The sequence below is a fragment of the Vibrio sp. 2130-1 genome, from assembly GCF_033339515.1.
In genome coordinates this window covers 1-871 of record NZ_JAWOUT010000140.1, presented here as the reverse complement: position 1 = coordinate 871, position 871 = coordinate 1, and the positions used below count along the sequence as shown (strand labels likewise).

The following is an 871-nucleotide window of genomic DNA, read 5'->3' as shown; positions in this document are numbered from 1 at the left end:
GCGACAGCCGTACCACCATTACCCCGATGCCTGTCGATAATCAGGATATCCGTTCGATGATCGATATAGCACCGCATGACATTGTGGAGTTCACGATCACCGCGAAGACTAACCCGTTAGCCGCGAGTGATATCACCAACACGGCAACGGCGGATCTCAACGGTACGCAGCAGCATTCAAGTGCCACTGTTCAGCCTCAATCTCAGGGGATCTCGATTGAGAAAACCGCAGACACCCAATATTACGTTCCGGGTGCAGAAGCGACGTTCCGCGTCAAAGTGAAGAACGAAGGCACAGTCCCAGCGACAGATGTGGCTGTAAAAGACGCCATTAGTAATCTTGAAGTCGTGCGTCTTGATGGTACGTCGGTAAAAGCGTTCGACTCTTGGCGCATTGAGGTGAATAAAGCGAATGCGGAAACCGAGATCACCAACATGCCGGGCGTGAATTCAGACATCGATTCAACGCTAACGATTGCTGCGAATGATGAAGTGGAGTTTGTGATTACAGGCCTTGTGAACCAATACGCTACTGGCGAAATTGAGAATACCGCCAGCGCCACATTCCGTGGTGAAACGCAAGATTCAACAGCGACACTGCTGGCGATGCCGGAGTCGGTCAAACTTGAAAAAACCGTTGACGATGAGTTCTACCGTCCGGGAGAGAGTGTTACTTACCACGTGGTGTTAACGAATGAATCGGGTTCATTTACTGAAGAGATGGTACTGAAAGATCTGATCTCAGAACTCAAGGTCAACACCATCAACGACACTCAAGCTGAAGCATTTACCAGTTGGCGTATGACCAGTTCATACAACGATGAACGAACCATCGTTCTGCCGCAAATTCAGGGCGACAATCTGGATGTAAA

At 49.6% G+C, this 871-nt stretch carries 1 protein-coding gene; it reads left to right on the top strand.

Annotated elements, in window-relative coordinates:
• On the top strand, positions 1-871 hold an 871-nt coding region (locus R7Q09_RS24750; protein WP_318143771.1), incomplete at both ends, for a hypothetical protein.